This is a genomic window from Curtobacterium sp. NPDC090217 (assembly GCF_044746705.1).
GTDB lineage: Bacteria > Actinomycetota > Actinomycetes > Actinomycetales > Microbacteriaceae > Curtobacterium.
This window is the reverse complement of the sequence record NZ_JBIVCR010000006.1, coordinates 78,384-103,528: the sequence shown is the minus strand read 5'-3', so window position 1 is coordinate 103,528 and position 25,145 is coordinate 78,384. Positions and strand designations below refer to the sequence as shown.

General features: G+C 70.2%; 27 protein-coding genes and 1 tRNA gene. 6 read left to right on the top strand and 22 right to left on the bottom strand.

Annotation, left to right across the window (positions count from 1 at the left end; all coding sequences use genetic code 11):
• Positions 1-58: 58 nt before the first annotated feature.
• The 3 genes from ACIPJ2_RS18325 to ACIPJ2_RS18315 are packed head-to-tail and all read right to left on the bottom strand — an operon-like array spanning position 59 to position 3,287.
• Positions 59-973: a glycine betaine ABC transporter substrate-binding protein gene (locus ACIPJ2_RS18325; RefSeq protein WP_402730047.1), complete on the bottom strand. Its 915-nt coding sequence runs from the start codon at positions 971-973 to the stop codon at positions 59-61.
• Positions 974-987: 14 nt separating this feature from the next.
• Entirely contained in the window at positions 988-1,965 is a 978-nt protein-coding gene (locus ACIPJ2_RS18320; protein ID WP_402730046.1) for an ABC transporter permease, read from the bottom strand.
• Entirely contained in the window at positions 1,962-3,287 is a 1,326-nt protein-coding gene (locus ACIPJ2_RS18315) for a glycine betaine/L-proline ABC transporter ATP-binding protein (protein WP_281267601.1), read from the bottom strand. The genes ACIPJ2_RS18320 and ACIPJ2_RS18315 overlap by 4 nt, the downstream gene beginning before the upstream one ends.
• 429 nt (positions 3,288-3,716) lie before the next feature.
• Between ACIPJ2_RS18315 and ACIPJ2_RS18310 the strand changes: the two genes are divergently transcribed.
• Both ACIPJ2_RS18310 and ACIPJ2_RS18305 read left to right on the top strand, forming a co-directional pair.
• Complete coding sequence (locus ACIPJ2_RS18310) at positions 3,717-5,264, top strand: amino acid permease (protein ID WP_402730045.1); 1,548 nt, start codon at positions 3,717-3,719, stop codon at positions 5,262-5,264.
• Positions 5,265-5,336: 72 nt separating this feature from the next.
• A complete protein-coding gene (locus ACIPJ2_RS18305; RefSeq protein WP_281264939.1) occupies positions 5,337-5,642 on the top strand; it encodes a hypothetical protein in 306 nt (101 codons plus the stop codon).
• Between the two features lie 19 nt (positions 5,643-5,661).
• On the opposite strand, the gene ACIPJ2_RS18300 is transcribed toward ACIPJ2_RS18305, so the two are convergent.
• Positions 5,662-6,573, bottom strand: coding sequence for an aldo/keto reductase (locus ACIPJ2_RS18300; RefSeq protein ID WP_402730044.1), 912 nt, complete (start codon positions 6,571-6,573; stop codon positions 5,662-5,664).
• A 78-nt stretch (positions 6,574-6,651) separates the two neighbouring features.
• Here ACIPJ2_RS18300 and ACIPJ2_RS18295 point away from each other — a divergent pair, with 78 nt between their 5' ends.
• On the top strand, positions 6,652-7,236 hold the full coding sequence (locus ACIPJ2_RS18295) for a TetR/AcrR family transcriptional regulator (RefSeq protein ID WP_402730043.1): 585 nt from the start codon (positions 6,652-6,654) through the stop codon (positions 7,234-7,236).
• Positions 7,237-7,282: 46 nt separating this feature from the next.
• On the opposite strand, the gene ACIPJ2_RS18290 is transcribed toward ACIPJ2_RS18295, so the two are convergent.
• The 13 genes from ACIPJ2_RS18290 to ACIPJ2_RS18230 form a co-directional block, all read right to left on the bottom strand.
• Positions 7,283-7,900 (bottom strand): PepSY domain-containing protein, encoded by a 618-nt coding sequence (locus ACIPJ2_RS18290; protein ID WP_402730042.1) that lies wholly within the window; start codon positions 7,898-7,900, stop codon positions 7,283-7,285.
• Positions 7,901-7,948: 48 nt separating this feature from the next.
• Complete coding sequence (locus ACIPJ2_RS18285; protein ID WP_402730041.1) at positions 7,949-9,271, bottom strand: sensor histidine kinase; 1,323 nt, start codon at positions 9,269-9,271, stop codon at positions 7,949-7,951.
• Positions 9,264-9,941 (bottom strand): response regulator transcription factor, encoded by a 678-nt coding sequence (locus ACIPJ2_RS18280; RefSeq protein ID WP_402730040.1) that lies wholly within the window; start codon positions 9,939-9,941, stop codon positions 9,264-9,266. Before ACIPJ2_RS18280 ends, ACIPJ2_RS18285 begins: the two co-directional genes overlap by 8 nt.
• A gap of 196 nt (positions 9,942-10,137) precedes the next feature.
• Positions 10,138-10,350 carry an SCO4848 family membrane protein gene (locus ACIPJ2_RS18275; RefSeq protein ID WP_402730039.1) on the bottom strand — a complete coding sequence of 71 codons (213 nt, stop codon included), beginning with the start codon at positions 10,348-10,350 and terminating at the stop codon, positions 10,138-10,140.
• 110 nt (positions 10,351-10,460) lie between these two features.
• Positions 10,461-11,306, bottom strand: a complete 846-nt coding sequence (locus ACIPJ2_RS18270; protein ID WP_402730038.1) for an alpha/beta hydrolase — start codon at positions 11,304-11,306, stop codon at positions 10,461-10,463.
• Positions 11,296-12,222, bottom strand: coding sequence for a hypothetical protein (locus ACIPJ2_RS18265; protein WP_402730037.1), 927 nt, complete (start codon positions 12,220-12,222; stop codon positions 11,296-11,298). The genes ACIPJ2_RS18270 and ACIPJ2_RS18265 overlap by 11 nt, the downstream gene beginning before the upstream one ends.
• Complete coding sequence (locus ACIPJ2_RS18260; protein WP_402730036.1) at positions 12,219-12,680, bottom strand: hypothetical protein; 462 nt, start codon at positions 12,678-12,680, stop codon at positions 12,219-12,221. Before ACIPJ2_RS18260 ends, ACIPJ2_RS18265 begins: the two co-directional genes overlap by 4 nt.
• Positions 12,677-13,117, bottom strand: a complete 441-nt coding sequence (locus ACIPJ2_RS18255) for a hypothetical protein (protein ID WP_281264950.1) — start codon at positions 13,115-13,117, stop codon at positions 12,677-12,679. Before ACIPJ2_RS18255 ends, ACIPJ2_RS18260 begins: the two co-directional genes overlap by 4 nt.
• Before the next feature lie 113 nt (positions 13,118-13,230).
• A complete protein-coding gene (locus ACIPJ2_RS18250) occupies positions 13,231-13,581 on the bottom strand; it encodes a hypothetical protein (RefSeq protein ID WP_402730035.1) in 351 nt (116 codons plus the stop codon).
• Between the two features lie 42 nt (positions 13,582-13,623).
• A complete protein-coding gene (locus ACIPJ2_RS18245) occupies positions 13,624-14,472 on the bottom strand; it encodes an ABC transporter permease (protein ID WP_402730034.1) in 849 nt (282 codons plus the stop codon).
• The gene (locus tag ACIPJ2_RS18240; RefSeq protein WP_402730033.1) at positions 14,465-15,313 is read right to left on the bottom strand and encodes an ABC transporter permease; all 849 of its coding nucleotides are present in this window, start codon (positions 15,311-15,313) and stop codon (positions 14,465-14,467) included. Before ACIPJ2_RS18240 ends, ACIPJ2_RS18245 begins: the two co-directional genes overlap by 8 nt.
• Positions 15,303-16,313 carry an ATP-binding cassette domain-containing protein gene (locus tag ACIPJ2_RS18235; protein ID WP_402730032.1) on the bottom strand — a complete coding sequence of 337 codons (1,011 nt, stop codon included), beginning with the start codon at positions 16,311-16,313 and terminating at the stop codon, positions 15,303-15,305. Before ACIPJ2_RS18235 ends, ACIPJ2_RS18240 begins: the two co-directional genes overlap by 11 nt.
• 117 nt (positions 16,314-16,430) lie before the next feature.
• Positions 16,431-16,506 (bottom strand) — tRNA-Lys (locus ACIPJ2_RS18230).
• A gap of 114 nt (positions 16,507-16,620) precedes the next feature.
• Between ACIPJ2_RS18230 and bcp the strand changes: the two genes are divergently transcribed.
• Positions 16,621-17,091, top strand: coding sequence for a thioredoxin-dependent thiol peroxidase (gene bcp / locus ACIPJ2_RS18225; RefSeq protein WP_402730031.1), 471 nt, complete (start codon positions 16,621-16,623; stop codon positions 17,089-17,091).
• Positions 17,092-17,157: 66 nt separating this feature from the next.
• Here the strand turns inward: bcp and ACIPJ2_RS18220 are convergent, their stop codons facing one another.
• Complete coding sequence (locus tag ACIPJ2_RS18220; protein WP_402730030.1) at positions 17,158-17,580, bottom strand: hypothetical protein; 423 nt, start codon at positions 17,578-17,580, stop codon at positions 17,158-17,160.
• A 267-nt stretch (positions 17,581-17,847) separates the two neighbouring features.
• Between ACIPJ2_RS18220 and ACIPJ2_RS18215 the strand changes: the two genes are divergently transcribed.
• Positions 17,848-18,096, top strand: coding sequence for a WhiB family transcriptional regulator (locus tag ACIPJ2_RS18215; RefSeq protein ID WP_017888820.1), 249 nt, complete (start codon positions 17,848-17,850; stop codon positions 18,094-18,096).
• A gap of 421 nt (positions 18,097-18,517) precedes the next feature.
• Here ACIPJ2_RS18215 and ACIPJ2_RS18210 read toward each other — a convergent pair whose 3' ends face one another.
• Positions 18,518-20,017 carry a sensor histidine kinase gene (locus ACIPJ2_RS18210; protein ID WP_402730029.1) on the bottom strand — a complete coding sequence of 500 codons (1,500 nt, stop codon included), beginning with the start codon at positions 20,015-20,017 and terminating at the stop codon, positions 18,518-18,520.
• Positions 20,018-20,135: 118 nt separating this feature from the next.
• Between ACIPJ2_RS18210 and ACIPJ2_RS18205 the strand changes: the two genes are divergently transcribed.
• Complete coding sequence (locus ACIPJ2_RS18205; RefSeq protein WP_402730028.1) at positions 20,136-20,576, top strand: Rv3235 family protein; 441 nt, start codon at positions 20,136-20,138, stop codon at positions 20,574-20,576.
• Positions 20,577-20,646: 70 nt separating this feature from the next.
• On the opposite strand, the gene secA is transcribed toward ACIPJ2_RS18205, so the two are convergent.
• The 3 genes from secA to ACIPJ2_RS18190 form a co-directional block, all read right to left on the bottom strand.
• Positions 20,647-23,424 carry a preprotein translocase subunit SecA gene (gene secA / locus ACIPJ2_RS18200; protein ID WP_402730027.1) on the bottom strand — a complete coding sequence of 926 codons (2,778 nt, stop codon included), beginning with the start codon at positions 23,422-23,424 and terminating at the stop codon, positions 20,647-20,649.
• Positions 23,425-23,570: 146 nt separating this feature from the next.
• Positions 23,571-24,266 carry a ribosome hibernation-promoting factor, HPF/YfiA family gene (hpf, locus tag ACIPJ2_RS18195; protein ID WP_402730026.1) on the bottom strand — a complete coding sequence of 232 codons (696 nt, stop codon included), beginning with the start codon at positions 24,264-24,266 and terminating at the stop codon, positions 23,571-23,573.
• Positions 24,267-24,477: 211 nt separating this feature from the next.
• A complete protein-coding gene (locus ACIPJ2_RS18190) occupies positions 24,478-25,128 on the bottom strand; it encodes a ComF family protein (RefSeq protein ID WP_402730025.1) in 651 nt (216 codons plus the stop codon).
• Positions 25,129-25,145: the final 17 nt, after the last annotated feature.

The window sequence follows — 25,145 nt, the reverse complement described above, 5'->3', positions numbered from 1 at the left end:
CCAACGGACAGGAGGCGCGGTGCCAGCTGGCACCGCGCCTCCTGTCAGAGTCGTGCTGTTACTTCGACGACGTGAGCGAGTCCACGTAGTCCTGGTGCTCCGACGCCCACTTCTTCGTGATCGCCGGGTACTCGCTCGCCTTCGCCCCGCTGTTGACCAGCGCGTTCTCGAGCGAGTAGAGCGTGTCGGAGTCCATCGAGAAGTCCCGCATCCACTTCGACGCCTGCGGGAAGTCGCTGGCGAAGTCCTTCTTGGCGATGGTGTGGATCTCCTCGTTCTTGCCGAGCGCGCCCTTCGGGTCCTTCAGGTCCTTGATCGGGAACGCGTCGTACGCCCAGTGCGGACGCCACAGCGTCACGACGACGTCCTCCTTCTTGGCGATCGAGGCCTTGAGGTCGGCGAGCATCGCCGGCGTCGAGCTCGTGATGAAGTCCATCGAGCCGAGGCCGTACTGCGGGATCACCTTGTCCTGCACGACCGCGGTCTCACCGGCGGCCGGCTCGATGCCGATGATCTTGTTCCCGAAGTCCGACGCGTTCGCCTCGAGGTCCTCGATGGAGTCGATCTTCGAGTACTCGGGCACGGCGAGCTCGAGCGACGCCTGTTCGTTCCAGGCACCGAGGTCGGTGAGCTGGTCGCCGTACTTGTCCATGTACTGCTTGTGCGTGTTCGGCAGCCACGTGTCGAGCACGACGTCGTAGTCACCGGACGACAGCCCCTGGTAGGCGGGGGCGACGTCGGCGTTCGTGAGCTGGACGTCGTAGCCCTTCTCGTCGAGGACGTACTTCCAGAGCTGGCTGGCTGCGGTGTCCTCGTCCCAGCCGTTGAAGACGACGATCGACATCGACTTCTGGTCGCCGTTCGCGACGTTGCCGGTCGCGCCGTAGTACCCGGGGGGCATGCAGGCGGAGAGCCCGACGGCGGTCGCGGCGGCCAGGGCCAGCGTCGCGACGATTCGCTTGGTGCGCTTCATGGTGGGGTCCTTCCTCACGCGTCGACGGTCTGACGGTCGGAGGCGGTCGCCTCCGTGGTGGCGGTGGTCGGCGCGGTCGCCGCGTCCGGCGTCGCGGTCGCGGCCGTCCTGCGGTCGCGCCGCCACAGCCGCGAGGCTCCACTCGCCCCGCCGCCGAGCGCTGCGGTGAGGCGGTCCAGCAGGATCGCCAGGACCACGACCGACAGACCGGCTTCGGCACCGAGACCGACGTCGATGCGGTTCAGCGACGCGACGATCTGCTCCCCGAGGCCGCCGGCGCCGACCATGCCGGCGATGACGACCATCGAGAGCGACAGCATGATGACCTGGTTGACGCCGGCCATGATGCTGGCCTTGGCGAGCGGCAGCTGGATCTGGCGGAGGATGCGCCACGGGCTGGAGCCGAACGCGGCGCCGGCCTCGACGATCTCGCTCGGGACGCCGCGGATACCGAGCTCGGTGAGCCGGACCCCAGGAGCCATCGCGAAGACGATCGTCGCGACGATGCCGGGGACGACGCCGACGCGGAAGAGCAGCAGCGCCGGGATCAGGTAGACGAACGCCGGGGTCGTCTGCATGAAGTCGAGCACGGGGCGGATCACCCGGCTGGCGGCGTCGGAGCGCGCGGCCCAGACCCCGAGCGGGATGCTGAAGACGACCGCGAGCCCGGCGGCGACGATGACGAGCGCCAGGGTGTCCATGGCGTTCGTCCACTGCCCGACACTGACGATGAACAGCAGGCCGATCGCGGAACCGAGGGCGAGCTTCCAGCCCTTCAGGGCGAAGGCGAGCGCGACGAGGACCAGGGTGACGACCCAGAACGGCGGGGTGGAGAGGAAGTACTCCATCCACGCGTCCATCCAGGTGAAGACGTAGCGGACCACGTCGAAGAACCCGGAGAGGTACGTCGTGATCCAGGTGACGACGGCGGACACCCAGCTGCCGAGGGGCAGGTGGAAGTCCCCGAAGGAGTTCGTGCCGGGGGTGATCACGCGTGATCTCCTTCCGTGGTCGCGGCGAGGGTCTCGTCGAGGTCGTCGTTCGAGATCCGGGTGACGGGCTCGAGCGTCTGGATCGGGCTCGTCGTCGTCGGGACGTTGCCGAGGGCGGCGAGGAGCGTCACGCGCGGCACGACGCCGAGCAGCCGTTGCTCGTCGTCGACGACCGCGATGGGCAGCGGCGACTCGACGGCGAGCTCGAACAGGTCGGTGAGGGCCGTGTCCGGTGCGACCTGGGCGAACTCGGTGTTCACGATCGCGTCGAGGTTCGTGTCGCCGGCCTTGACCTGGCGCATCACGTGCCGGTCGCGGACCCAGCCCTCGAGCTTCCGGCCGCGGCCGGTGACGAAGACGGCGGCGGTCTGCAGGTCGCGCATGACGCGGAGCGCGCCACGCGGTCCCGCGGTGAGCGGGACGACGGCGCGGGCCGGTTCCATGACGCTCGAGGCGGTGAGCACGCGGGCGCGGTCGACGTCCTGCACGAACTGCGCGACGTAGTCGTTCGCCGGGTCCGTGAGGATGTCCTCCGGGGACCCGATCTGCACGATGCGTCCGTCGCGCATCACGGCGATCCGGTCGCCGAGGAACATCGCCTCGTTGAGGTCGTGCGTGATGAACACGATCGTCTTGCCGAGACGCTGCTGCAGGTCGACGAGCTGTTCCTGCATCTCGCGACGGATGAGGGGGTCGAGGGCGCTGAACGCCTCGTCCATCAGCAGGACGTCGGTCTCGGCGGCGAGTGCACGGGCGATGCCGACGCGCTGCTGCATGCCGCCGGAGAGCTCGTCCGGCTTGGCGTCGGCCCAGACGTCGAGCCCGACGAGGTCGATGACCTCGCGGGCCTTGCGGAGTCGCTCGGACTTCTCGACACCGTTGACCTCGAGGCCGTACGCGACGTTCTCGATCACCGTGCGGTGCGGCAGCAGGGCGAAGTGCTGGAAGACCATCGACACGCTCGACCGGCGGATGTCGCGGATCTCCTTCGGCGCCGCCTTGGTGACGGTGCGGCCGCCGATCTCCACGGTGCCGGCGGTCGGCTCGAGCAGCCCGTTCAGCATCCGGATGAGGGTCGACTTGCCGGAGCCGGACAGGCCCATGACGACGAAGATCTCGCCCGGCTGGACGTCGAACGACGCGTCGATGACGGCCGCGGAGCCGAACTCGCGGACGTCGTCGCGTGAGGCGCCTGCAGCGAGACGGCGAACGGCCTCGGCCGGGCGTCGCCCGAAGACCTTGGTGATGTCACGGACCCGGACAGCGGGTGCCGTCGCAGGGGTGTCCGGCGCGGATGCGTGCCGGCTCTCGGGTGGGGCGATGGTCAACGGTGCTCCTCGCACGACCGTGGCGCGTGGCGCACGACGGACGTGTTGTGGTTGCGAACGGGTCGTCCGGCACCCTGTTCGTCGCGACCGCTGCAAGCCGTGCGCGACGGGCGCAGGGCGAGCGATCACGCACGCGGGGGTCGTACTCGGGACGACCCCGGTCCGGCCGACCGTACGGCCCCCGCTGTGTTGCCCGGAGGACGCGTCCTGATCGTCGGTGTCCCCTGAGGGGACGTTCAACGCTATCGACCGTTGTCCCCCGTCGCGAATCGACGTCCGCCGGAGGACCGGCATCCGTGTACCCCGGGCACGGCGTGTCGCGCGGACTCATGCGGGTCGCGATCGTAACCGTCTCGTTACATTTCAGGCTCCTCGGAGATTTGTGTGCCGCCCCTGCTGCACCGCGCATGTAGCGTGGCGCGCATGACAGCGCAGAACGACACCGGGGTGGACCGCGCGCCCGCGAACGACTTCTCGCACGAGCAGGAGGGCTACCAGCACGGTCTGAAGCCCCGCCAGCTGCAGATGATCGCGATCGGCGGTGCGATCGGGACCGGCCTCTTCCTCGGTGCCGGCGGGCGACTCCACACGGCGGGACCGGCACTGGCGGTCGTGTACCTGATCGCGGGGGTGTTCGGGTTCTTCATCCTGCGTGCGCTCGGCGAGCTCGTGCTGCACCGCCCGTCCTCCGGGTCCTTCATCTCGTACGCCCGCGAGTTCTACGGCGAGAAGTTCGCGTACGCCGCCGGCTGGATGTACTTCCTCAACTGGGCGATGACGTCGATCGTCGACACGACCGCCGTCGCCGTCTACCTGAAGTACTGGTCGGCGTTCACCGCCGCTCCGCAGTGGCTCCTCGCGCTCATCGCGCTCGTAGTCGTCCTCGCCGCGAACATGGTCGCGGTCAAGGTCTTCGGCGAGCTCGAGTTCTGGTTCGCCATCATCAAGGTCGCCGCGCTCGTCGCCTTCCTCGTGATCGCGCTCATCTGGCTCATCTGGGCGTTCCCGGTCGAGGCGGGTGGCCAGCAGGTGCAGACCGGCTTCTCGATCTGGGCGGACAACGGCGGGCTCCTGCCGAACGGCCTGCTCCCGACCGTGCTCGTCGTGCAGGGCGTCGTCTTCGCGTACGCGGCCATCGAGCTCGTCGGCACCGCGTCCGGCGAGACGCAGAACACCGAGAAGGTCATCCCCCGCGCGATCAACTCCGTCGTCTTCCGCATCGCGGTCTTCTACGTCGGCTCGATCGTGCTGCTGTCGCTCCTCTTGCCGTACACGGCGTACAAGGAGGGCGAGAGCCCGTTCGTCACGTTCTTCTCGTCGATCGGCAACCCGCAGGTCGGCGCGATCGTCGGGTCGATCATGAACTTCGTCGTGCTCACCGCAGCGCTGTCGTCGCTGAACGCCGGCCTCTACTCGACCGGCCGTGCGCTGCACTCGATGGGCATGAACGGCTCGGCGCCGAAGTGGACCACGAAGATGACCCGCGGCGGTGTGCCGTACGCCGGCATCCTGCTCACCGCGGCGTTCACCGTCGCCGGTGTCGTCCTCAACTACTTCATCCCGAGCCAGGCGTTCGAGATCGCCCTGAACATCGCGAGCCTCGGCATCATCACCGCGTGGGGCACGATCATCCTCTGCCAGATGCGCCTGCGGTCCTGGGCGAAGCAGGGCCTGGCGAAGGAACCGTCGTTCAAGCTCCCCGGCGCTCCGGTGACCTCGTGGTTGACACTCGCGTTCCTGGCGTCCGTCATCGTGCTGATGGCGATCGACTACCCCGTCGGCACGTACACGATCGCGTCGCTCGTGATCGTGATCCCGCTGCTCATCGTCGGCTGGTTCCTGCAGCGCGACCGGATCCTGCGCATCGCGTCCCTCCGCGAGGGCGTCACCGGCCCGTACCCGATCACCGGCCGCGACCCCGCGAACCAGGTGCGTCGCGGAGACGACCGCGACGGGGACGATCGGGCCTGATCGTGTCCGCATCGCGCAACGCGGCGTCCCGGTGATGCCGAGAGGTCCGGCACCCGTCGGTACGATCAGCGGGTGCCGGACCTCTCTCCTTCTCCCGAACTCGACCTGCAGCTCACGTGGCGGGGCGCCTTCGGACGCGTCCGAGTGTTCCGCGACCGGGTGCACGCAGAGACGAGCTACGAGCGCGACGCGCTGACGACGGTCCCCATGGACGCCGTGCAGGGGTGGCGCATCGAGCCGTGCGACTTCGACGCGGTGTGCGTCGAGTTCCTCACGCCCGACGACACCTACCGCGTGCTGCTCGACACCTCGGACGAGGGGGTCGCGGCCCTGGCACTCCGCCGGACCCTCGGCACGCCGGCGCCGGCCGCGAACTGACTCCGCTGGCGGAGCCGCGTCACGGCCAGCTCGGCGCGTCGATGCCCGCGGCGACCCGGTCGCCCCAGACGGCGTCGAGTGCGGCCGTCTGACCCGCGTCGAGCACCACACCGCCGACGGCGAGGTTCTCCTCGAGGTGCTGGACGCTCGACGTCCCGGGGATGAGCAGCACGTTCGACGCGTGCCCGAGCAGCCAGGCAAGTCCCACCTGCGCCGGTGTCGCTCCGACCTCGGCCGCAACCCGCACCACCGCGGGCTCCTCTCCCACCTTCGGCAGTCCCGGGAAGGCACCGCCGAGCGGGAAGAACGGCACCCACGCGATGTCCTCGGCGACGCAGAGCTCCAGCAGGTCCTCGAACTCGCGGGCGACGAGCGAGTAGGCGTTCTGCACGCACACGATGCCCGCCGGCACCGCACGGCGGACGACGTCTGTCGTCACCGCGCTGAGCCCGATGCCGCCGATGAGGCCCTCGTCCCGCATCGCCACCATCTCCGCGAGCTGGTCGTCGAGGTCGACGAGCTGCTCCCCCTCGGCGCGGAGCCCGGGTCCGGTGTCCGCCCGACGCAGGTTGACGACGTCGATGCGTTCGCGCCCGAGCGTGCGGAGGTTCACCTCCACCTGCGCGCGCAGCTCCGCCGGGCGCTGGGCGAGGGCGAGCGGCACCGGTGCGTCGACGCGCACGGCCCCGACCTTGCTGACGACCGTGATCGCGTCGGAGTCGCCGAACGCCCGCCGGATCACGTCGTTCGCGACGCTGTTCCCGTAGAAGTCCGCCGTGTCGACGTGGTCGACGCCGAGTTCCGCGGCGCGGTGGAGCAGCGCGACACCGGCCGCGCGGTCGTCCTCGAACCGCTCGAGCGCCATCGCGCCGTAGCCGATGCGTGTGACGGTGCGGCCGCCGAGCGAGCCGGTGTCCAGGGGTGCTGTCATGGGGAGCCTCCGGTAGTCTGGTCAGCAAGCGGAGGTTCCTCCGCTTGGGCTCCCATCCTAAACGGAGGCACCTCCACTTTGTCCAGCCCCGACGCGCACGTGTCCCGTCGTCCCCGCGCCGACGCCGCGCGCAACCGCGAGAAGCTCGTCGATGCGGCACGAGCGGCGTTCACGACTGCCGGCGAGGACGCCTCCCTCGAAGCCGTCGCCCGCTCCGCCGGGGTCGGTATCGGGACGCTCTACCGGAACTTCCCGACGCGCGAGGACCTCGTCGCCGCCGTGTACGCGGTCGAGCTCGATGCCGTCCTCGGCACCGTCGACGGCTTCCTCGCCGAGCTCCCCGCCGACCGGGCGCTCCGCGCCTTCGCCGACCGGTACGCCGGGTTCGTCCAGACCAAGCGCGGTATGGCGGAGACCGTGCGGGTGGGGGCGATCCGCGGAGCGGCCGAGACCGTGCACACCCGCGAGCGCGTGAACGCCGCCGTGCAGCGGTTCCTCGACGCGGGACTGACCGACCGTACCCTCCGCACCGACGTCGTCGCAGATGACGTCACCGCGGCCCTGATCGGCGTGCTGCTGTCCACGCGGGACACCACCGATCCGGCGCAGACCGGCCGGCTGCTCGACATCGTGGTGGACGGGCTCCGCCGGCACGACCGTTAGGCCTCCCCACGCGCCAGCGGCCGCTGCACCGTCGGGCGCTGCCGGGTCAGTCGTCCGTGTCGACGACGTTCGTGACGACGTCGCCGGAGCCTGCGTCGATGCGGATGCTGTGCTTCGTCCCGGAGTCGTCGCGGACGTCACCTTCCCAGACGATCGTGCCGGCGTGGTCGTCGAGGCCGAGTTCCGTGACCGCCCCTGCCACCTCGTCCGTGAGACGCGCTGCAGCATCCCGGACGTCGATCTTCGCGGCGTCGACGAAGCGCTGGTTCTCGGCACGGTCGTCGGCGTCGGAGTCGTCGGTCACCGGGTCGCCCGTGGTCGCGGTGCCGTCGGCGTTCGTGTGGACCTCGTGCTCGGCCTGGTCGGAGGTCACGACGAGGACCTCCCACGCGGAGCCGCTCTGCTCCTGCTCGACCGAGATGACGGTCCCGGAGCCGACGGCGTCGCGAGCGGTCGTGACCGCGGCGAGCAGGGCGTCGTTCGACGCGGCGGCCGTGGTGGCCGGTCCGGACGCCGCCGCGCTGGACGATCCCGACCCGGACGAACCGGATCCAGACGGATCGCCCGAGCCGCTCGCACACCCGGTCACGGCGAGGGCGCCGGCGACCAGGACGGTGGCGGACAGGGCGAGTCGGCGGGTGCGGGGCATGTCGGTGAGGTTCATGCGGCGAGCCTGGCGGGAGGGTGCTGAAGCAGTCCTGAAGCCCGCTGGTCATCCACCGAGTGCGATGCGCACGACGAAGCGGGCACCGCCGAGCGGCGCGTCCTCGATCACCACGGATCCACCGTGCGCGCGCACCGCGTCCCGCACGATCGCGAGTCCGAGCCCCGATCCCCCGTCGTCGCGGCTGCGGGCCTCGTCGAGGCGCACGAACCGCTCGAACACGCGGTCGCGTTCCGGTCCCGGCACCCCGACGCCGTCGTCGTCCACGGTGAGGACCGCCCACGTGCCCTCCGCACGCACGCCCAGCGCGATCCGTCCCGACGCGTGCCGGACGGCGTTGTCGACGAGGTTCCGCACGACGCGCGACAGCACAGCAGGATCGCCCAGCACCCTGGCCGGCCCGACCCCGGATCCGTCGATCGACACGAGCCCGGCGGAACGCACCCGGGAGACCTCGGCCAGCACCAGGTCGTCCAGGTCGACCGCGCGGCCGTCGGCGACCCCGCGTTCGTCGAGCTTCGAGAGCACGAGGAGTCCGTCGACCAACCGCGCGAGGCGGTCGTTCTCGGCCGTGACGACCTCGGCGAGCTCACCGACCCCGATCCGGTCCGGGTGCGCAGCCGCCACCGACGCGTGCTGCCGCACGGACGCGATCGGCGACCGCAGCTCGTGCGACGCATCCGCGACGAACTGCCGTTGCGCCGATGCCGACCGGTCGAGCCGCTCGAGCATCGCGTTCATGGTGTCCGCGAGCCGGGCGACCTCGTCACCGGTGTCCGGCACGGCGATCCGGGCGCCGCGAGCGTCGCCGCGGACCGCGTCGACCTCGCTCCGGATCCGGTCGACGGGGCGGAGCGAGCGCCCGACGACGATCCAGGTCCCGACGCCCATCAGCGCGACGAGGACGGGGACGCCGACGGCGAGCAAGGTGGTGACGGCCGTCGTCGCCGTGTCCGCGGACTCCAGCGACGAGCCGAACACGATCGTCGCCTCGGTGCCGTCCGGAAGGTCCACGTCGTCGGACACGAGCAGCCACCGTTCGCCGTCGTGCGTCCAGCGGCTCTCGTCGTCGGTCGGGAGCGCCGGCGGGTCGGCGTCATCACCGTGGGCGAGGACCTCTCCGTCGTCGCCGACGACCTGCACGAGGACGTCGTCGTAGCCGTCCACCGCGCCGGCACCGTCGGCCTCGACCCGGGCGGACGCCTGTTCGAGTCCGCTCTCCGCACTCGACCTGACCCCCTCGACGAGCACCAGCCGGAGCACCACCACGAACGCGGCCGATCCGACCACGAGCGCCGCGAGGACCAGCGTGACCGCGCCGAACGTCGTCCGCGCGCGGAGACTGCGGAGCCGCCGGCGCCGTTCAGGCACCGTCGGCCGCCAGTCGGTAGCCAGCACCACGCACCGTCTCGATCGAGTTCCGCCCGAAGGGCCGGTCGACCTTCCGCCGCAGGTGTCCGACGTACACCTCGACGATGTTCGGGTCGCCGTCGAAGTCGACGTCCCAGACGTTCTCGATGACCTCGCGCTTCGAACAGACCTGGCCGGCACGCCGGGCGAGGAACTCGAGCACCGCGAACTCGCGGCTCGTCAGGTCGAGTCGCTGCGCGCCCCGTGCGACGGTCCTGGCCGCCGGGTCGACCACCAGGTCCCCCACCGCGAGCACACTCGGGCGCTCACGCGCTCCCCGGCGGACGAGGGCGCGGATCCGCGCGACGAGGACGGGGTGCGAGAACGGCTTCGTGACGTAGTCATCGGCACCGGCATCGAGGGCCTCGACCTGGTCCCACTCGCCGTCCTTCGCGGTGAGCATGAGCACCGGGGTCCAGTTCTCCTCCGCGCGGAGCTGGCCGCAGACCGCCCACCCGCTCATCCCGGGCATCATCAGGTCGAGCACGATCGCGTCGTAGCCGAACTCCCGCGCGTGCCACAGTCCGTCGACACCGTCGTGGGCGACGTCGACCGCCCACCCCTCGGCCTCGAGCCCGCGGCGGACGCCGTCGGCGAGCCGCACCTCGTCGTCGACCACCAGCACACGCATGTCCTGCATTCTGGCGGCCGGCGCTGAAGCGCGCCTGAAGCGGTGGTCCCGACCAGGGCCGGACTGGAGGCTCCCCACCGGCACGGCCGACCCGCCGCTGACGCGTCGGTCCGGAACCGGCGGCGTGGGCCCAGGTGCGGGCCCGCCGCGCGCCTCCCGTCCGACCGACGGTCCGGACACGGAGGCCCAGGCGCCGTCAGACCAGCAGCAGGATGCCCGCGACGATCGACGCGGCGGTGATCGCCAGCGCGACCAGCAGGAGCACGAGGTGGACCGTGTAGAACGTGGTCGGGCGCCCCGATGCGTCGCGCGCCCTGGTGTCCTTCGCCACGCGCTGGAAGAAGCGCGGCCAGGCGATCAGGTTGAACAGGGCACCGACGAACAGGACGATTGCGGCGAAGACGAGCACCCGACGAGTCTACGCAGCAGGTGTCGGAGATCGGTGGTGCTCGGCCGCCCCCAACGCGGCCGAGTCCCACCGGGCGATCACCACAGGCCGTGTAGCAATTGCTACAGACCTTACACGGTGGGCGTGACCACGTCGAGCCATCCCGTGGGATCGGCGTCCCGCTCCGCTCCGTGCCGGGCACCACCGGCGACGTGCAGGCGCGCCGGCGCAGGCCACGCGGCGACGAGTCGTTCGCTCGTCACGAGCGGCACGGTGGTGTCGGCGTCGCCGTGGACGACGACGAGCGGTGGGGTGACCAGCGGGCGTCGCGCCGGTCGGAGCGACACGGGTGCTGGCTGCCCCGCGAACCGGCAGAGGACGGGCGTGGCGAGGACGGCCCGCGCCGCTGTGGCGAGGATCCTGCCGAACACGCCCGCACCAGCACCGTGTGCGATCGTCTCGGACCAGTCGACGAGCGGGCCGGTGAGCACGACGGCACGGATCGTCACCGGGAGCGGCTCTGCCAGCGCCCTGAGCCACAGGGACGCACCGAACGACCAGCCGAGCAGGGTGACCTCCTCGGCGCCACGATCCGCTGCGAAACGGATCCACGCGAGGGCCTCCGCTGCCTCTCGGGCACCGAACGCGTGCCGCCGCGCCGGGCGCCGGGCGGAGTGCGACGCGAACAGGCAGGCGGAGCCGAGCTCCTGGAACGCCGGGGCCACCTCCTGGTGTCGGAGCGGGTGCGACCCGAGCCCGGGCAGGAACAGCGCCCACCGCCCGCCGTCGTCGGGTCCGGGCGCGATCCACCCGGGTAGGTCGTCGATCGACACGCTCGTCAAGGTCGGGTCCGGGAGGATATCGGGGGTGTCGTACAGCGCGGCCGCGCGCCTGCCCACGAAGGACGCTGCCGCGACGCCGAGGCCACCGAGCGCCGCGACCGCGACCGCCCCGCGCGTGACTGCCCTAGGCCACATCGAGCGCGGCCTCCGCACGCGCGAGCACCGCGCGCTCCCGGTCGGTCAGGGCTGCCCGGGAGCTCCGGACACCGTCGTTGATCTCGACGATCAGCCGGCTGAGTCGCGTGGCGGGGTCGGCCGACACCGGGTACTCGTTGTCCGTGCCCACCCGGGCGTGCAGTGACTCCAGCGCGCGGATCGCCGTCGTCACCGCTCGGGACCGACGCGCCTGTGCGACACGGTGTCCGATCACCAGGAGCAGCATGCCGGACGCGACGCAGATCACCGCGCCGGGCGTGGTGACGTCGTACGGCGGCGAGAGCGTGCGGGTCAGGGCGACGTCGCCGAACACGTGCGCCAGGTCCATCACGACGACGACGACCATCCGGACCACGCCGAACACACCGCCGACGACGAGCACCCACAGCCCGACGAGGTCGGTGCGGGTCCTGGCCTCGCGCACGTGCAGCACGCAGATGACGCCGGTCGCCCCGAGCGCGACCCCGAGGTAGAGCGTCTGGGCGATCGAGTACACGGCCGCGGCGGGGTGCGTCCCCGCGACGAGCATGAACGTCGTCGTGGTCGCCGGTTTGTCGAGCACGACGAACGCGGTCACGATGACGACGCCGACGACGATGCACGACACGACGATCGCGTTCCGGAGCCACGGCCCCGCGGCGCCGACGGCCTTCGCCACACCCCAGAGCAGCGTGCTGGTACCGGCGATCATCAGGCAGTCACTGACGACCGTGACGACGTTGACCCCGCCGAACAGCGGGTCGAGCCAGAGGTAGAGCGGGTCGACGTTCGTGACGATGGTCGCGCAGAAGAGCAGGAACGTCACCGCGAGCGTGCGGTCCTGGCCGCGCTGCAGCACGAAGAGCGCCACGGCCCCGGCGACGAGCAGGACGGCCTGGACGACCGACAGGATCACCCGAAGACCCCGCGGAAGGCGCTCGGGCGGCTCCGGTGGTCCCGGATCAGCTGTGCGAGGCGGTCCGCGAAGAGCTCGGCCTCTCGCTCGAACTCGTTCTCGAACAGGCCGCGGGCCATGGCACGCTCGACCTTGTACTCGGGCAGGTCCGGGATGACGTCGCGGATGTAGGCCGACTGCGCGGAGACCTCGTGGTGCGCGTGCAGGACGTGCCCGAGCTCGTGTCCGATCACGAACGAACGGAAGGTCTGCGACGGCGTCGGCGAGATCATGATGAGGTGCTCGTGCTCGAGCGTCGCGACGAACCCGCAGACCGGCTCGGTCGCGAGGAACGCCTCTTCGCGCACGACGACCGGCTTGCCGACGAGCTCCGACGCGGCGGCGACGGCCTGGTCCACGCCGGACCAGCCCTCGTCGCGCCCGCGCGCCCAGAACGCGTCGATGCGGGACGCGGTCACGGCTCGATCCCGCGCTGCGACTCCTCTTCGATCACCGCAGCGATCCGTCGGAGCGCTTCCGGCGAGAGCTCGCCGGGGAACGTCCGTGCCGCGAAGCCGCTGACGCGCGCCGAGCGGAGCGACCGGACGAGGGCGAGCTGGGCGCCGATCCGCTCGGGCACCTCGCTGTCCTCGAGCAGGAAGCGCTCGTCCACCTCGAAGAAGCCGGCGAGGAGCTGCAGCAGCTCGGTGTCCCGGTTGCGACGGCCGTCGCCCGAGATCATGTACGTCCACTTCGCACGGGAGAGCGATCCCCCGCGAGCGTCGACGTAGTCCTCGATCGCGGAGAAGGGCACCGGAGCACCGCGCTGCGACTCCTCGAAGTCGAGCAGGAGGTTGAGACGGCGAGCAAGCTCGGCGGCGTCGAGGGCCCCGCCCTTCGGCTCCCTGGTGATCACGATCTCCGACTCCCCCTCCGGATGGAACTCATCGCCAGCGCGACGATCCCGGCCCGTTGCTGACTTCGACGAGTCTACCGTGGTGACGGCGTGTGCAACGAGGCCCCCCTCGGTCAGGAGGCCTGTGGAACGCGCCCGAGCAACACGTCGTCGAACACCGACTTCGTCAGGCCGGCCGTCGTCGTCGTCCAGTTGTACCGCGCTGCGGCGACGAGGCCCGATTCGCGCATCACCGAACTCCTCACGGGGTCACGGAACACGCGCTCGATGGCCGCAGGGAGCACCTCGACGTGGACGCCGCTCCGGCGGAGGACGTCGTGCACCGGCAGGGCCCGGCCGGACGGCACGACGGCGACCACTTCGACGCCCGGGTCGCGATCGAGCGCGATGAGGATCGCGCTGGTGAAGTTGACCAGCCCGTTGAATCCGGACGAACCGATGAACGTGTCCGCGATGACGCGCATTGTTCTCCTTGCTCAGCTGTGGTGCTCTGGATGGGACCGTCGCTACGCCCCTGGACTCGTGTAGTGCCGGGACTGCCGCATGAAGAACCACCAGCCGGCCGCGAGCATCAGCGGCCCAGCGAGCGGCGCCGCCTCGGCGAGCCACACCGGCACGAGCAGCTCGTCGGTCTTGCCGAGCACGACCGTGGCCGGCAGGTACGCGATGAACGCCAGCGGCAGCGCGAAGGTCAGCGCGTAGATGCCGGCGGGCCCGAACACCGGCAGCGGGTACGCCCCGAAGTCGGTGAGGGTGTTGTCGACGCTGACCTTGAGGTCGCGCGTCGACCCGAGCCGGAACGACAGCCCCGCGAGGCCGATCTGCAGCCCCGCCTCGAGGAGCCCTCCCCCGATCGCGGCGGCGATGGTGAGCACGACGAGCCAGGGCGTCCAGTCGATCGGCGCGAGCGTGATCGCCGTGACGAGGATCCCGAGTCCGAGCGCCAGATCGCCGAGCGTCCCGAGGTTGAACCACCTGGTCAGCAGCTGGACCAACGGTGGCACCGGGCGGAGCAGGAACCGGTCGTAGTCGCCCTCGCGGATCACCTGGTCGGTTGCCAGGTGCTGCCCGAAGAAGACCGTCCCGACGCCGTGCGCGGTGAGCCGCAGCCCGTACAGGAACGCGATCTGCGCGGTCGACCAGCCGGCGATGACGCCGAACCGGTCGAGCAACACCCCGATGAACAGCAGCTGCGTCCCCTGCAGGGCCGCGCTGCCGGCCATCATCAGGACGAGGTTGCCCTTGTAGATCAGCGACTGCCGGAATGCCGCTCCGAGCAGGATCCGCCACTGCCGGAACCAGCCGGGAGGCTCGGTGGCGGTCCCCGGGACGACCGAAGGCCCGATGTCACCCACCGTTGATCACCGTCCTCCGCAGGGCGCGCAGCCAGACCAGGTGGGCGGCGAACGCCAGGACGACGATCCACCCGGCCTGCAGGGCGAGCTCGCCGAGCACGTTCCACCCCGGGGTCCTGTCGAACCAGATCGAGAGCGGGGTGAAGATCTGCGCACTGAACGGCAGCGCCCGGAGCACCCCGGCGAGGCGGTCGGGCATGAACCACAGCGGGATGAGCGACCCCGAGCAGAACGCCGCCGCCATGCTGTAGATCATGTAGGCGCCGCCGACGTCGGTCGTCCAGAACGCCGTGAGCCCGACGATCAGGTTGCACTGGATCGCGATGACGAGCCCGAGCACAGCGCTCAGCACGAACACGCCCGTCTGCCACGCCGAGCTCGGCGCCGGGATGGCGCCGAGCAGCAGCGCGAGCGCGAGCCCCACGATCGCCTTCGGCACGTTCGCGAGGGAGCTCCCGAGCTGCGCGGCGACGGTCTGCGTGAGGAGCCCGACTGGTCGCATGATGTCGAAGACCACGTTGCCGTTCCGGACCCGGCTGTTCAGGTTCGAGAACTGCCACGGCTGGAACACGACCGCGAACAGCGCGCCGAGCACGGCGTACCCGACGGCATCCGCGCGGTCGATGCCGCTCACACTCCCGCGCTCCCCGTACACGGCCCGCCAGACGAGCATCACGAGGACGACCCGCGTCACCGTCGTCACGGTCCCCACGATGACGTCGGCGCGGAAGACCAGGACTGACCGCAGCCCTTGCTGGACCAGTGCCAGCCGGACCGCGAGCGGACCTGCCGGACGGTCCCGGACCTCCGATCCGTCCGTCAGCACGACGTCAGCCGACATCGCGCACCGACCGGGCCGTGTAGATCTCCGTGATCACGTCTTCGAGTTCCGGCTCCCGGACCGTCAGGTCAGCCACCGGCAGCGCGGCCGTCGTCCTGGCGATCGCCGCCGAGGTCGACACCTCGGCCGGGTCGAAGCGCAGGTCGAGCAGGTGCGCGTCACCGTGTTCGTGCGTCCCCACCCGCTCGACGCCGTCGACCCACCAGTCGCGCGGCTCCGGCTCCGACAGCTCGACGCGGAGGGTCCGGTGCGGGAGGTAGGCACGACGGAGCGCGTCGATCTCGCCGTCGAACAGGATCCGCCCGTCGTCGATGATCACGACGCGACGGCAGAGCTGCTCGACGTCGCCGATGTCGTGCGTCGTCAGCATGATCGTCGTCCCGGCCGCTCGGTTGCGCTCGCGGACGAAGTCCCGGATGCGGGCCTTCGCGACCACATCGAGGCCGACCGTCGGCTCGTCGAGGTACAGCACCGGGGGCTCGTGCAGCATCGCGGCGACGAGGTCCCCGCGCATCCGCTGCCCGAGGCTCAGCGTCCGGACCGGTCGGTCGATGAACGAGCCGAGATCGAGCAGGTCGACGAACTCGTCGAGCGTCCGCTTGTACGCCGACGGCGCCACGCCGTAGAGCTTCGCGAGGACGTCGAACGAGTCCCGGAGCGGCAGATCGAACCACAGCTGCGTGCGCTGCCCGAACACCGCGCCGATCGTGCGGGCGTTCGCCGAACGGTCCTTCCACGGCACGATGCCGTTCACCCGGACCTCGCCGCTCGTGGGCACCAGGACTCCGGTGAGCATCTTGATCGTCGTGGACTTCCCGGCGCCGTTCGGGCCGAGGTAGCCCACGATCTCACCGGGCTCGATCGACAACGAGACGCCATCCACCGCCCGGTTCGTGATCGTCTTCGTCGTGAAGAGGTTCCGGAGTCCGGATAACGCCCCCTGCACCCGGACCGGGCGCGAGAACTCCTTGACCAGGTTGTCGGCGACGATGAGCGACATCCGTCGAACGTATCGACAAAATGCCGAATGGGGAACGATCACCGTCGGGATGCACCGGTTCGGTGGCAGATCTGGTGGTACGAGAAAACCCCGTCCTTCGGGAAGGACGGGGTTCGTTGGTGCACCCCCTCGGACTTGAACCGAGAACCCACTGATTAAGAGTCAGTTGCTCTGCCAATTGAGCTAGAGGTGCATGCCCAGATCACTCTGGACTCCGTCGCAGCTTGTGTGCCGCAACGGGAATCAACAATAGCATGGGTTCCGCGCGCCCGTGACCACCTCCGGGTGCCGACCGAACAGGAGCACCATGACCGACCGTCTCGCCGCCGGCGACGCCGCCCCCGACTTCACCCTGCAGGACCAGGACGGCACCGAGCACACCCTCGGATCCCTGCGTGGACGCAAGGTCATCGTGTACTTCTACCCCGCTGCGTCGACCCCAGGGTGCACGACCGAGGCCTGCGACTTCCGCGACAACATGTCGTCGCTCCAGGGCGCCGGGTACGAGGTCCTCGGCGTGTCGAAGGACGAACTCCCTGCGCTCGAGAAGTTCCAGCACGAGCAGGCGCTCACGTTCCCGCTCCTCAGCGACCCCGACCTCGCCGTGCACAAGGCGTACGGGGCATGGGGCGAGAAGAACAACTACGGCAAGGTCGTCACCGGCACGATCCGCTCGACGATCGTCGTCGACGAGGACGGCACCGTGCAGCTCCCGCTCTACAACGTGAAGGCGACCGGCCACGTGGCGAGCCTCCGGAAGAAGCTCGGCCTGGTCTGACACCAGGACGGACGGGAGGCGCGGTGCCAGCTGGCACCGCGCCTCCCGTCCGTCCTGAGGGGACGTCTACTCGACGCGACGCGCGAGCGCGGACGTCACCGACTTCGACAGCACCAGCGTGATCGCGAGCAGCGCCGGGATGAGCAACGCCCACCCGACGGCCGGCACCCGGAAGACGCCCTGGAACGCACCGATCGCGAGTGCGCCCTGCATGACCTGCCAGACGATGATCCCGCTGCGGACCCAGGCGCGGCGGTGCCAGAGGCCGACGAGCATCGACCCGAGCCAGAGCGCGGCGATCGCGGAGAGGACGGTCAGGGCGATGCCGGAGGCGAGGCTCGTGGCCGGCGAGACGAGCACCTCGACGAGCAGCACGACGGTCACGACGACGAGTGCGGCGAACTCGAGCGCGAGCACGACGAGGAGCACGATCATCGCCCTGGACCTCGGCTCGTGGACGTCCGGGGTGGTCGGGGTGGTGTCAGACACAGTGTTCCTCCAGCAATGCAACCCTTGATTTGGCCATACCAGTATGGAACGATGTTCGAGGTCGTTTGGACGGCACGATGTGGTGTGCGTCTCCCGTGGTTCGACGCTCTTCTTCCGAGCGTTCTGCGGGCGTCAGACTCTCCCCGCGCGGAATCGCCTCCCCACAGGTTCCCCCCGCACGTCACATGACCATGTGCAGAGTTCTCCAGCCCCGAACCACGGCCCCGGCCTGCCGTTCGAGCATCGATTTTCAAGGAGCACCACCACATGGATTGGCGTGACAAGGCTGCCTGCCTCACTGCGGACCCCGAGCTCTTCTTCCCCGTCGGGAACACCGGGCCGGCCGTAGACCAGATCGAGAAGGCCAAGTCGGTGTGCGCCCGTTGCACCGTGACCGAGATGTGCCTGCAGTACGCACTCGAGAACAACCAGGACTCGGGTGTCTGGGGCGGCCTCAGCGAGGACGAGCGTCGCGCGCTCAAGCGCCGCGCCGCCCGCGCCCGTCGCGCTTCCTGACGCGCTGACCTGACGCCCGCCGCACCCCTCGGGGTGTGGCGGGCGTCGTCGTGCCCGCTGGTGCGTTGCGGGCGCCGCGGCCGTCCCGCCGCCCGGAGGACCGGCGCCCGTCCGGCGGACCCGGCCCGGGCCTCCCGGCTATCGCTTCGCACCCCGCTGCGGACACCGCGCCCCGTCACGACGGGGCGCGACGTTCACAGCCGGGCGCGACCGCACAACCGAAAGCAGTCCGCACCACGCGCTGACGTGGCGCGGACTGCTTCCCGTTGTGCAAACGCCCGCCCAGCCGCCTGGAGGACCGGTGCCGGTCCGGCGGACCCGCCCCGGGCCTCCCGGCCATCGCTTCGCACCCCGTTGCGGACACCGCGCCCCGTCACGACGGGGCGCGACGTTCGCAGCCGGGCGCGACCGCACTGCCGCGCTACGCGGCCGCGGTCTCCCAGCGGAACGGGATCGAGATGGTGACCTCGGTGCCGCTGCCGGTCAGCGTGTGCCAGTCGATCGTCCCGCCGAGCTCGCCCTGGATGAGCGTGCGGACGATCTGCGTGCCGAGGCCCGAGCCGACCTTGCCCTCCGGCAGGCCGACGCCGTTGTCGCGCACCTGGATCGACAGGTGGTCGTCGCTGCGGTTCGCCACGATCTCGACCTCGCCGTCGCGGCCGTCCAGCCCGTGCTCCACGGCGTTCGTCACGAGCTCGGTGAGGCCGAGCGCCAGCGGGGTGGCGGCCTCGGACGGCAGGACCCCGAACTCCCCGGTCTTCTTCGGGTGGACCGTCGTGTTGTGCGACGCGGCGACCTCGGTCACGAGCTTCAGCACTGAGTCGAAGACCTCGTCGAAGTCGACGTTCTGGCTGAGGCCGGTCGACAGGGTGTCGTGCACGACGGCGATCGCCGCGACACGGCGCATCGCGTTCTGCAGCGACGTCCTGGCCTCGTCCGAGTGGGTGCGGCGCGCCTGGATCCGCAGCAGCGACGCCACGGTCTGCAGGTTGTTCTTCACCCGGTGGTGGATCTCCCGGATGGTGGCGTCCTTGGTGATGAGCTCCCGCTCCTGGTGCCGCATCTCGGTGACGTCGCGGCAGAGGACGACCGCGCCGATCCGCTCACCGTGGTCACGGAGCGGGATCGAGCGGAGCGACACGGTGACACCCTTCGACTCGATGTCCGCACGCCACGGGGCCCGGCCGGTGACGACGAGCGGCAGGGACTCGTCGACGTCGAGCTGCTGGCCGAGGAGCTCCGTGGTGACCTCGGCGAGGGACTTCCGCTCGAGCTCCCCCTCGAAGCCCATGCGGTTGAACGCGCTGAGGCCGTTCGGGCTCGCGAACGTCACGATCCCGTTGGTGTCGAGGCGGAGCAGCCCGTCACTGGCGCGAGGAGCACCACGACGGGGTCCGGCCGGGGCGCCGAGGTCCGGGAAGTCGCCGGTGGCGATCATGCCGAACAGGTCGTTCGCGCTGGCGGTGAAGTTGAGCTCCTGCCGGCTCGGCGTGCGCATCTCGTCCTGGTTCGAGTGGCGCGTGACGACCGCGATGGGACGCTCGGTGGTCTGCTTGCTCTTCGGGCTCAGGCGCCGCAGCACCGGGATGGCACGCACGCGGGTCGGGGTGTCCTCGTACCAGTCCGGCTCGGCGGAGTCGACGACCCTCGCGCTCACGAAGCTCTCGGTCACCTGCTCGCGCCACTCCTCGCGGATCTCCTGGCCGACGATGTCGCGGTAGAAGAGCGTCGCGGCTGACGACGGACGGGCGTGCGCGACGGCCACGAAGGAGCCGTCCTCGGCAGTCGGGACCCACAGCACCATGTCCGCGAAGGACAGGTCGGAGAGGAGCTGCCAGTCCCCGACGAGCAGGTGGAGCCACTCCACGTCCGCTTCGGAGGATCGGCCTTGTGCGAGGACGAGATCACTGAGGGTCGACACCGGCCCAGTCTAGGTGCGGCGGCCTGTGGACAGTTCGCCGCCGTCCACAGGTCAAACGTGCGTGAATCTCTCATCTCACATGCACCATACGCTCGCCCCACCAACGAAAGGGGCCGGGGTGGCGCGGGAAGCACAGCGGATCGACGACGATGCGCGGAAGGTCGAGGCACAGGCGGTCGTCCCGGTCGCTCCGCCGGATCCGGGGGCCGACGACACCGCCCTCGCCGACCCGGCCGACACGGCTCGAGCGCTGGCACTGTGCGTCGCGGAGATCCTGACCGGAGCGCGGGAGGTCGACAGCATCGCGCGGTGGATCACCGACGACGTGCACCGGCACCTGCAGCAGCGGGCCGCGTACGCCGCTCGCGCACGGTCAGCGACCAGGCGGACACACGCACGCGCGACGATCCGGGCCGGCAGCGTCGTCGTGAGCCGGCCGCGGGACGGGGTCGCCGAGGCGAGCGTCGTGGTCCACACCCGGAGCCACGCGCGCGCCGTCGCGATCCGGCTCGAGGAGCGGGCCGGGAGATGGCGGGCGACCGCCGTCGGCATGCTCTGAACCAGCGCGCAGACGGACGGGAGGCCCGGTGCCAGCTGGCACCGGGCCTCCCGTCCGTCGGTGTGTCACGTCAGCCCTTCTTGGCAGCCTGACGACGCTCGGCTCGGTTGGTCGACGCCTGGCCGGAGGCCGTGGCCGCGGACCCGAACGCGGAACCCTTCTCCGGGCCGGCTGCGGCCTCTTCCTCCGCCTGCGCACGCTGCGCGAGGGCCGTTGCGGCCTGCTCGAGGCGACCACGCTCGTCACGGACCTCGACCTCGCCGTCGATCGACGGAGCGGAGTACTCGAGGCCGGAGACCTCGTCCTCACTGAGGCCCTTCGCCTCGATCACCGCGTTCTCGCCGTCGGACTGGACCTGCACCTCGAGGTTGAACAGGAAGCCGACCGACTCCTCGCGGATCTGGCCCATCATGCTCTGGAAGAGCGCGTAGCCCTCGCGCTGGTACTCGACCAGCGGGTCGCGCTGGGCCATCGCACGGAGGCCGATGCCGTCCTTGAGGTAGTCCATCTCGTAGAGGTGGTCACGCCAGCGGCGGTCGACGACCGAGAGCACGACGCGACGCTCGAGTTCGCGCATCGCTTCCTCGCCGAGGGTCTCCTCGCGCTTGGCGTAGGCGAGCTTGGCGTCGGAGAGGATCTCGCGACCGAGGAACTCCCGCGTCGCCTTGCCCTTCGAGCCAGCCTCGGTGATGACCTCGTCGATGGTGATCGAGATCGGGTACAGCGTGCCGAGCTCGGTCCACATCGCATCGAGGTCCCAGTCGTCCGGGCTGCCTTCCCCGGTGTGGGTGTCGATCACGTCGTCGATGACGTCCTTGAGGAACGTCTGCGTGCGCTCGTGGAGGTCGTCGCCCTCGAGGATCTGCCGACGGTCGCCGTAGATCGCCTCGCGCTGGCGGTTCAGGACGTCGTCGTACTTCAGGACGTTCTTGCGGATCTCGGCGTTGCGGCCCTCGACCTGCGACTGCGCCGAACGGATCGCACGGCCGACGAGCTTGTTCTCGATCGCGAGGTCGTCGGGGACGTTCGAGCGGCCCATCAGGCTCTCGGCAGCGCCGGAGTTGAACAGGCGCATCAGGTCGTCGGTCAGCGACAGGTAGAACCGGCTCTCACCGGGATCGCCCTGACGGCCGGAACGACCACGCAGCTGGTTGTCGATGCGGCGGGACTCGTGACGCTCGGTACCGAGGACGTACAGGCCGCCGGCTTCGCGGACCTTGTCGGCCTCTTCCTTGATCTCGGCCTTGACACGGTCGAAGACCTCGTCCCATGCGGCCTCGTACTCGTCCGGGGTCTCCGTCGGCGAGAGGCCCTTGGCGTGCATCTCCTGCACGGCGAGGAACTCCGCGTTGCCGCCGAGCATGATGTCGGTTCCACGACCGGCCATGTTCGTCGCGACGGTCACGGCGCCGAGGCGACCGGCCTGGGCGACGATCGCGGCTTCACGCGCGTGGTTCTTCGCGTTGAGGACCTCGTGCTTGACGCCCTTCTTCGCGAGGAGCTTCGAGAGGTACTCCGACTTCTCGACGCTGGTGGTGCCGACGAGGACGGGCTGGCCCTTCTCGTGGCGCTCCGCGATGTCCTCCGCGACCTGCTCGAACTTCGACTTCTCGTTCTTGTAGACGAGGTCGGTCTGGTCGATGCGCTGCATCGGGCGGTTCGTCGGGATCGGGACCACGCCGAGCTTGTAGGTCGACATGAACTCGGCCGCTTCGGTCTCCGCGGTACCGGTCATGCCCGAGAGCTTCTGGTACAGACGGAAGTAGTTCTGCAGCGTCACCGTCGCGAGCGTCTGGTTCTCGGCCTTGACCTCGACGCCCTCCTTCGCCTCGATGGCCTGGTGGATGCCCTCGTTGTAGCGACGGCCCATCAGGATGCGGCCGGTGTGCTCGTCGACGATGAGCACCTCGCCGTTCATCACGACGTAGTCCTTGTCGCGCTTGAACAGCGCGTCCGCCTTGATGGCGTTGTTCAGGAACGAGATCAGCGGGGTGTTCGCCGACTCGTAGAGGTTGTCGATGCCGAGGTAGTCCTCGACCTTCTCGATGCCGGGCTCGAGGACACCGACCGTGCGCTTCTTCTCGTCGACCTCGTAGTCCTCGCCGGGGACGAGGCGCGTGGCGATGGATGCGAACTCGGTGAACCAGCGGTTCGCCTCGCCGGAGGACGGGCCGGAGATGATGAGCGGCGTGCGCGCTTCGTCGATGAGGATCGAGTCGACCTCGTCGACGATCGCGAAGAAGTGGCCGCGCTGGACCATGTCGGCCGCCTGCCACGCCATGTTGTCGCGGAGGTAGTCGAAGCCGAACTCGTTGTTCGTGCCGTAGGTGATGTCGGCGGCGTACTGCTCGCGACGCTCGGCCGGGGACTGGTTCGCCACGATGCAGCCCGTGGTCATCCCGAGGGCGCGGAACACGCGGCCCATGAGCTCGGACTGGTACGACGCGAGGAAGTCGTTGACCGTGATGACGTGCACGCCGCGGGACGGGATCGCGTTGAGGTACGCGGCCGTCGTGGCGACGAGGGTCTTGCCCTCACCGGTCTTCATCTCGGCGATGTTGCCGAGGTGGAGCGCCGCACCGCCCATGAGCTGGACGTCGAAGTGCCGCATGCCGAGGGTCCGCTTCGACGCTTCCCGCACGGCGGCGAACGCCTCCGGCAGGAGGTCGTCGAGGGTCTCCCCGTTGGCGTAGCGCTCGCGGAGCTCCTTCGTCTCGTCCTGGAGTTCCTCGTCGGTGAGGCTCGCGAAGTCGTCCTCGAGGTCGTTGATGGCCGAGGCGTACGCCTTCAGCCGGCGGAGGGTGCGCCCTTCACCGACGCGGAGGACCTTCTCCAGCACGTTTGCCACGTGAACTCCTTACGAGTGGACGCACCCGGTCGGCGCGTCCGATTCAGCCAGTCATGCTAGCAACCCGCTCGATCCCTCCGCTGGGAGCCGCACACGTGTGCGCGGCCCGCGAACGGACCGCGCACACGTCGACCTGGCGGTGGGGATCAGGCGATCGCCGCTGCCGGCGTCCGTTCGGCGGGGGCGTCTGCGCCGTCGCCGTCGATGCCGATCACGCCGTAGTCCCATCCCTTGCGGCGGTAGACCACGCTCGGCCGGCCGCTCTCCGCGTCCACGAAGAGGTAGAAGTCGTGCCCGACGAGCTCCATGTAGTAGAGCGCGTCGTCGACGCTCATCGGCGCGGCCTGGAAGACCTTCTCGCGGATGACCACGGGGCAGTAGACGTCGTCTTCTTCCTCGTGGTGGTCCTCGTCGACCACCGTGATCGCTCCGGTCGCGACGTCGTCGATCAGCTTGCCGTCCGCCGGCGTGACGCCCATCCCGTCGAAGGCCGTCCCGGAGGCCTCGGCGACGGATGTCGGGCGGTGACGCCCACGGTGCACCTTCCTGCGATCACGCGCTCGGCGCAACCGCTCCATGATCCGCGCGAATGCCAGATCGAACGCCGCGTACTTGTCCGACGCCGCCGACTCCGCCCGGACGAGCGGACCGGGGCCGATCAACGTCAGCTCGACACGGTCCTCGCCCTGGCTGCCACCGCTCTTCTCGTGGTGGCGACTGATGCGCACCTCGAAGGCGAGGGCGCGGTCGGCGAGCACGTCGATCTTGTCGGACTTCTGTTCGACGTAGGTGCGGAATCGGTCGGTGATCCCGACGTTCCGGCCCGTGATCGTCACGTCCATGCGCGGCTCCCATCCGTACTTCGGCGCGTCGCCTCCATCCGGCGAACCCGAACGCCTTGTCCCGGAGGCTAGACCCGCCGGGACCCCCGCGTCACCCGTTGCTGGCGAGTCGTGCCGGACACCCACCGGATGCCCAGACACCGACCGGATGCCCAGACTCCAACCGGATTTTCGGTGGACACCGGGTGTTCACCGATCCCGCCGTCGCGCATCAGCTGTCCACGCTCGCGGTCGCGACGCATCGCGTGACCCGTCCACCGGCAGCCCGGACGGCGCGGATGGCGTCGGCCATGGTGACGCCGGTGGTCACGACGTCGTCGACCACCACGACGTCGCGTCCGGCGAACCGCGCCGCGGACAGGGTGCCGACGGTGGCGGCGACGCGTTCGACGGCGGTGCGTTCCTTCTGCCCGTCCGCATCGCCACGCCCACGTCGGAGCGGCCGTGTCCCGCGGACACCACCGCGCGCGAGCAGGAGCACGACGGTGTCGAACCCGCGCCGACGTCTGCCCCGTGGGGACGGCGGGACCCGGACCACGACGGTCCCCGGCGGCGACGCGGCCAGTGCCCGCCGGACGAGTTCAGCGGTCGGACGTCCGAGCAGGGCTGCGACGTCGATGCGGCCGCGCAGCTTCAGTTCGAGGAGGAGCGTGCGGACGAGTCCCTCGTACTCGAACGCGGCGTCGAGACGGACGCCTGCGACCAGCCGGACCCGCCGGGGCCGACGTGCGAGGTCGGCTCGACAGGCCGGACACACGGCACGATCCGGGGCGCCGCACCCCAGGCACGACACGGGCAGGAACAGCCCGACGACGGCGAGGACCGCATCGCGCCAGGTGTCGGGACCAGTTGTGGAGGGCATGCCACGATCCTCACCGC